This window comes from Noviherbaspirillum denitrificans (genome assembly GCF_002211445.1).
Classification (GTDB): domain Bacteria; phylum Pseudomonadota; class Gammaproteobacteria; order Burkholderiales; family Burkholderiaceae_D; genus Noviherbaspirillum; species Noviherbaspirillum denitrificans.
This window is the reverse complement of record NZ_LSTO01000001.1, coordinates 1,153,183-1,160,223: the sequence shown is the minus strand read 5'-3', so window position 1 is coordinate 1,160,223 and position 7,041 is coordinate 1,153,183. Positions and strand designations below refer to the sequence as shown.

Genomic DNA, 7,041 nt, shown 5'->3' with positions numbered 1-7,041 from the left:
GGTAACCGCGAACAGGCCAATGTAATCGGCGACGCCCGATGATTTCGGCGCGATGAAATCGGCGAGGCACTGGTTCGGGCGCGCGACACCATCGATCACCGGCTTGGCCGTCTGCTGGCGCACGCCATAGTAGGTGAACGCCACCTTGCTGCGCGTCTCGTCGGTGTAGATCTCGATGTCGTCGTCGTTGACCGTGTTGGCGGGCAGCAGCGCGATCACGCCGTTTGCGGTCAGCCAGCGGCCTTCGATCAGCTTCTTCAGCATCGCCTGGCCTTCTTCGTAGACCTTGCTGGCTTGCTCGCCGACCACCGCATCCTTCAGGATCGCGGGGAACGGACCGGCCAGGTCCCACGTCTGGAAGAACGGGCCCCAGTCGATGTACTGGGCCAGTGTTGCCAGGTCATAGTTCTTGAACACGCGGCGGCCGATGAACTTCGGCTTCACCGGCGCAAAGTCCAGCTTCGCCTTGTTCGCGCGCGCCTCGGCCAGCGTCACCAGCGGTGTCGTCTTCTTGTTCGCATGCTGCTCGCGGATGCGCTCGTAGTCGCTCTTGATGTCTTCGATGTACTGGTCGCGCTGCTCCTGCGTCAGCAGCGATTGCGCGACCGACACCGAACGCGACGCATCCGCCACGTAGACCACCGGGCCTTCATAGTTCGGCGCAATCTTTACCGCGGTATGCGCGCGGCTGGTGGTGGCGCCGCCGATCAGCAGCGGAATCTTCAGCATGCGGAAGTGCGGGTCGCGCTGCATTTCCTTCGCGACGTAAGCCATCTCTTCCAGCGAAGGCGTGATCAGGCCGGACAAGCCGATGATGTCGGCATTCTCTGCCTTCGCCTTCGCCAGGATTTCGGAACACGGCACCATCACGCCCATGTTCACCACTTCGAAGTTGTTGCACTGGAGGACCACCGACACGATGTTCTTGCCGATGTCGTGCACGTCGCCCTTCACGGTGGCGATCACGATCTTGCCCTTCGGCTTGGCCGCGATGCCGGTGCGCTGTTCTTCGAGGCGCTTCTCTTCCTCGATATACGGAATCAGGTGCGCGACCGCCTGCTTCATCACGCGTGCCGACTTCACCACCTGCGGCAGGAACATCTTGCCCTGGCCGAACAGGTCGCCGACGATGTTCATGCCATCCATCAGCGGGCCTTCGATCACATTGATCGGCCGGCCGCCGGCTTCCAGCGTCTTGACGCGCATCTCTTCGGTGTCTTCGACGATCCACTGCGTGATGCCGTGCACCAGCGCATGCGCGAGACGCTTCTCGACCGGCTCGCTGCGCCATTCGAGGCTTTGCTCTTCCTTCTTCGCGCCAGCCTTCAGCGTGGCGGCGAATTCGATCATGCGCTCGGTCGCATCCTCGCGGCGGTTGAGCACCACGTCCTCGACGCGCTCGCGCAGTTCGGGATCGAGGTCGTCATACACGCCGACCATGCCCGCATTCACGATGCCCATCGTGAGGCCGGCCTTGATCGCGTGGTACAGGAAGACGGTGTGGATCGCCTCGCGTGCCGGGTCGTTGCCGCGGAAGGAGAAGCTGACGTTCGACACGCCGCCGCTGATCTTCGCGTGCGGCAGGTTTTCCTTGATCCAGCGGGTGGCGTTGATGAAGTCCACCGCATAGTTGTTATGCTCCTCGATGCCGGTCGCGATCGCGAAGATGTTCGGGTCGAAGATGATGTCTTCCGGTGGGAAGCCGACCTGTTCGGTCAGCAGCTTGTACGCACGTCCGCAGATCTCGATCTTGCGTTCGAAGGTGTCAGCCTGCCCCTTCTCGTCGAAGGCCATCACGATGACCGCGGCGCCATAGCGGCGGCACAGTGTCGCCTGGCGCAGGAATTCTTCCTCGCCTTCCTTCATCGAAATCGAGTTCACTACCGCCTTGCCCTGCACGCACTTCAGGCCCGCCTCGATCACCGACCACTTCGACGAGTCGATCATGATGGGCACGCGCGCGATGTCCGGCTCGGACGCGATCAGGTTGAGGAAGCGCGTCATCGCAGCGACGGAATCGAGCATCGCCTCGTCCATGTTGACGTCGATGACCTGCGCGCCGTTCTCGACCTGCTGGCGCGCGACCGACAGCGCCTCGTCGTACTGCTCGTTCAGGATCATGCGCGCAAATGCCTTGGAGCCGGTCACGTTGGTGCGCTCGCCGACGTTCACGAACAGCGATTGGTCGTCGATGATGAATGGCTCGAGACCGGACAGCTTCATGCGGTGGTCAGTCTCGGGCACCTTGCGCGGCGCGACGCTCTTCAGCTCGGCGGCGATTGCGCGGATGTGGTCGGGCGTGGTGCCGCAGCAGCCGCCGGCGACGTTGACGAAGCCGCTCTGGGCGAATTCCTTCAGCAGCGACGAGGTGACGTCCGGCGTCTCGTCGAAACCGGTATCGGCCATCGGGTTGGGCAGGCCGGCGTTCGGGTAGATGCAGACGAAGGTGTCGGCGATCTTGGACAGTTCTTCCGCATACGGACGCATCACCGCGGCGCCGAGCGCGCAGTTCAGGCCGATGGTCAGCGGCTTCGCATGGCGCACCGAGTGCCAGAACGCAGGCACGGTCTGGCCGGACAGGATGCGGCCGGAGGCGTCGGTGACGGTACCGGAAATCATGATCGGCAGGCGCTTGCCGGATTCCTCGAAATAGGTGTCAATTGCGAACAGCGCCGCCTTGCAGTTGAGCGTGTCGAAAATGGTTTCGACCAGCAAGATGTCGGATCCGCCGTCGACCAGGCCGCGCACCTGTTCGTGGTAGGCCGCGACCAGCTGGTCGAAGGTGACGTTGCGCGCCCCCGGGTCGTTGACGTCGGGGGAAATCGATGCCGTCTTCGGCGTCGGGCCGACAGCGCCGGCGGCGAAGCGCGGCTTGTCCGGGGTCGAATACTTGTCGCAGGCCGCACGCGCCAGTTTCGCTGCCGCCACGTTCATCTCGTAGGCGAGATGGCCCATGTGGTAGTCGTCCTGCGCCACGCTGGTCGCGCCGAAGGTATTGGTCTCGATGATGTCGGCGCCGGCGGCGAGATACTTTTCGTGGATCTCGCTGATGATCTGCGGCTGGGTCAGCACGAGCAGGTCATTGTTGCCCTTGATGAAGAGTTCCTTGCCCGGCACCTGGAAGTCGGCGAAACGCGTGCCGCGGTAATCCTCTTCCGTGAGCTTGTATTGCTGGATCATGGTGCCCGTCGCACCGTCGAGGATGAGGATGCGTTGGGACAGCAGATCGCGCAATTGCGCTTCGGTAGCAGAGACGGCGTCGCGTTTCATGTTGGACTCTCTAAAAGCAAAAAACCCGGCCAGCAAAGCAGGACCGGGTTTGATCTCCGCTTTAGCTGAATTTGGTAATGGGACTAAGCACCCTGGCGCCCGCAAGCTGGTTTGACTTGTTCAATCAAATCGGCGCAACAAAAATTATACGGGAAATCACCGGGGCGGTTAAGAAATGCGCATTTTTGAGAAAGTTGCATTTCCGTACAATTCCGCCCCTGCGCACCTATTCGAAGCGGCCGCCTTCCAGCGGAAAACCCTTGAGGAATTCAGCCGTCGGCAGGCGCTTGCCGCCTGGTTTCTGCAATTCCAGCACGCGCAGCGCACCCTGCCCGCAGGCGACCACCACGCCATCCTGCGCGGAAGCGGCCAGCACCTTGCCGGGTTCGGCCGGTCCCGCGCCGGCTACCGGCTCCGCGCGCCAGAACTTGACCGGCACGCCATTGAACACGGCAGTCGCGCCGGGGAAGGGATTGAAGGCGCGGACCTTGCGCCCGATCACCTCGGCCGGCGCTGACAGGTCGAGCGCGGCTTCTTCCTTCGCGATCTTGGCGGCGTAGGTGACGCCCTCTTCAGGCTGAGGCGTGGCGGCCAGCCCGTTCTGCTCCAGCCTGCGCAAGGCATCGACGATCATGCGGCCGCCGAGGTCAGCCAGCTTGTCGTGCAGCGATGCGGTGGTATCGGATGCGGCAATCGGCAGGCGTTCCATCAGCATCATCGGGCCGGTATCCAGCCCCTCTTCCATCTGCATGATGGTGACGCCGGTCTCGGCGTCACCGGATTCAATCGCGCGGTGGATCGGCGCGGCGCCGCGCCAGCGCGGCAGCAGCGACGCATGGATGTTGATGCAGCCGAGCCGGGGAATGTCGAGGACGCTGCGCGGCAGGATCAGCCCGTAGGCGGCGACCACCATCACATCGTGGGGCGTCGCGCGCAGCAACGCGTGTGCCTCTTCGGCCACGTCGGGATACTTGCCGTTCAGCCGCAGCGACACCGGCTGCGCGACGGGTATGCCGTGCGCGACGGCGAACTGCTTGACGGGAGAAGCCTGCAGCTGCATGCCGCGTCCCGCCGGGCGGTCCGGCTGCGTCAGCACGAGGGGAATCTCGAAGCCTGCTTCATGCAGTGACTTGAGGGCGACAGCGGCAAATTCCGGCGTACCGGCAAAGACGATTCTCATGATTCTTGGTCTTGTTGTGGCGCGCGCCGGGAAGGCGCCCGGATCATCGCGCGTCGGCGGTCTTGCGCTGCTTGGCCAGCTCGCGCTCTTCCTTCAGGAGCTTGGTCTTGATGCGGTTGCGCTTGAGCGGCGACAGGTATTCGACGAACACCTTGCCCTTCAGGTGGTCCATCTCGTGCTGGATACAGACCGCGAGCAGGCCGTCCGCCTCGACTTCGAACTGCTTGCCCTCGAGGTCAAAGGCACGTGCCCTGACCTTGGCCGGACGCTCCACGCCGTCGTAGATACCGGGCACCGACAGGCAGCCTTCGTCGTACACCTGGCGCTCCTCGCTCTCCCAGACGATCTCGGGATTGATGAATACCTGCAGCTGGTCATGGGTTTCGGAGACGTCGATCACGATCAGCTGTTCGTGGACATCGACCTGGGTCGCGGCCAAGCCGACGCCGGGCGCGTCGTACATGGTTTCTGCCATGTCGGCAGCGAGCTTTTTCAGGCGCTCGTCGAACACGGCCACCGGCTTGGCGACCTTGTGCAGGCGCGGGTCTGGATAGCGAAGAATATTGAGTATGGACATACGGCTTTTGCGCAACAGCTGCACGAACTAGGAGCGTCGTTTCTCTTGCTAGTTCAAGGATTTATGTGCAGAATTTGATTCAATTTGACAAGTTTCGCCAGGCAAGATTTGCCATGCCGGCAACACACAGTGGCAGTCGGAATAGTCGTTGATTTGTGCCACATCTACCGGACTGACTATGAAAAAGTTTAGCACAGCCGCCCTCGCCACCGTGCTGACGCTTGCGCTCGCATCCGCATACGGAAGCGCATTCGCGGCGGGCGAAGAAGCGACGAACAATCCGCGCTGTGCCTTCCTGCCCAATGCGCCGGACCAGCACACCGTCGTGCGCGGCGATACTCTTTGGGACATTTCCGGCCGTTTTCTGAAGAATGCATGGTGCTGGCCTCAGGTCTGGGGCATGAACAAGGAAGAGATCCGCAATCCGCACCTGATCTATCCTGGCCAGATCGTCTATTTCGACCGCGCCGCGGGCCGCCTGCGCCTCGGCAAACCGGTCGGCGGCAACGGATCGCCGGACGGCCGCGGCACGCAGACCGTCAAGCTGTCGCCGCAGCTGCGCACCGAAGGCCTAGGCCAGGATGCCGTCCCGGCCATCCCGTCGAATGTCATCGAACCCTTCCTGTCGCAACCACTGGTTGTCGGCGAAGGCGAATTGAACGACGCACCGCGCATCGTCGCGACAACGGAATCGCGCGTCATGCTTGGCAAGAATGACAAGGCTTACGTGCGCGGCGCGATCAATTCCGGCACCTCGTTCCAGGTGTTCCGCCCCGGCACGCCTCTGCGCGATCCCGATACGAATGAAGTGATCGGCTACGAAGCCGCTTACCTCGGCACGATCAAGCTGGAACGCCCCGCCCGCGCCCCGGACGAAGCCCATGTCTTCAACGTCGTCAACGTGAAGCAGGAGATGGGCGTCGGCGACCGCCTGCTGCCGGTGCCGCCCACGCCCATACTCAATTACGTGCCGCACCCGCCCGAGAAAGATGTCGCCGGCCGCATCGTGTCGGTTTATGGAGGTGTGTCGCAGGCAGGCCAGAACCAGATCGTCGCCATCAACCGTGGCCGCAAGGATGGTCTCGACATGGGCACGGTGCTGGAGCTCTACCGTTATGGCCCGGTCATCACCGACCGCACCGACAAGGGTTCCATGTGGACATTCGGCCCGTGGGGACGCCCGCAGGTCAAGTTGCCGGACAACCAATACGGCAGCCTGTTCGTGTTCCGCGTGTTCGATTCCATTTCATATGGGCTCGTCATGCAGGTGACCGATACCGTTCAGGTGGGCGACGTCGCCAAGTCCCCGGAATAAACCTCGGCCGCATGACGCAAACCGCATGGGCGCAAGACCTTGCGCAATGGATCAGGCTGGAGCGCACTCCCGGCGTCGGTGTTGAAACGGCGCGCAGGCTGCTCGCCGCCTTCGGCCTGCCGGAAAACATCTTCGGCGCCGACCTGTCCGCCCTCCTCCAAATCGTCCCTGACCGCATCGCCCGCGCGCTTGCCGCGCCCATGCCTGACGACATCCGTGCGCAAATCGACAAGACGCTCGAATGGGCGGCGCAACCCGGCAACTATGTGCTTACGTTCGCGGACGAGCGCTATCCCCGATCACTGCTCGAGATTGCCGATCCGCCATCCGTGCTTTACGCGAAGGGCAACCTGGACCTGCTCGTGCGCCCCTCGCTCGCCGTGGTCGGCAGCCGCAACGCGACGACGCAGGGCATGGTCAATGCCGAACAATTCTCGGGCGTGCTGAGCGAAGCCGGGCTCACCATCATTTCAGGACTGGCACTGGGCATCGACACTGCCGCGCATACAGGCGGATTGCGTGGACCGGGCTCGACTGTCGCCGTGATCGGCACCGGTGCCGATATCGTCTACCCGGCGCGCAACCGCACGCTCGCACATCGCATCGCCGAGAGCGGCTGCATCCTCAGCGAATACCCGCTTGGCATGGGCGTGCTTGCGTCCAATTTCCCGCGTCGCAACCGCATCATCTCGGGCCTGT

5 protein-coding genes are annotated in these 7,041 nt (G+C 63.0%); 2 read left to right on the top strand and 3 right to left on the bottom strand.

Features of this window, described 5'->3' with window-relative positions; all coding sequences use genetic code 11:
- The 3 genes from metH to def all read right to left on the bottom strand — a co-directional run.
- The coding region (metH, locus tag AYR66_RS05780) for a methionine synthase (RefSeq protein WP_088709624.1) at nt 1–3,270 on the bottom strand (3,270 nt) is incomplete at its 3' end.
- A gap of 226 nt (nt 3,271–3,496) precedes the next feature.
- Nucleotides 3,497–4,450, bottom strand: a complete 954-nt coding sequence (gene fmt, locus AYR66_RS05775) for a methionyl-tRNA formyltransferase (RefSeq protein WP_088706733.1) — start codon at nt 4,448–4,450, stop codon at nt 3,497–3,499.
- A 43-nt stretch (nt 4,451–4,493) separates the two neighbouring features.
- Nucleotides 4,494–5,027 (bottom strand): peptide deformylase, encoded by a 534-nt coding sequence (def, locus tag AYR66_RS05770; protein WP_088706732.1) that lies wholly within the window; start codon nt 5,025–5,027, stop codon nt 4,494–4,496.
- Between the two features lie 178 nt (nt 5,028–5,205).
- On the opposite strand from def, the gene AYR66_RS05765 reads away from it, so the two are divergent.
- Nucleotides 5,206–6,342 (top strand): LysM peptidoglycan-binding domain-containing protein, encoded by a 1,137-nt coding sequence (locus AYR66_RS05765; protein WP_088706731.1) that lies wholly within the window; start codon nt 5,206–5,208, stop codon nt 6,340–6,342.
- Between the two features lie 11 nt (nt 6,343–6,353).
- Nucleotides 6,354–7,041: DNA-processing protein DprA (locus AYR66_RS05760; RefSeq protein WP_206047072.1), on the top strand; the 688-nt coding region annotated here is incomplete at its 3' end.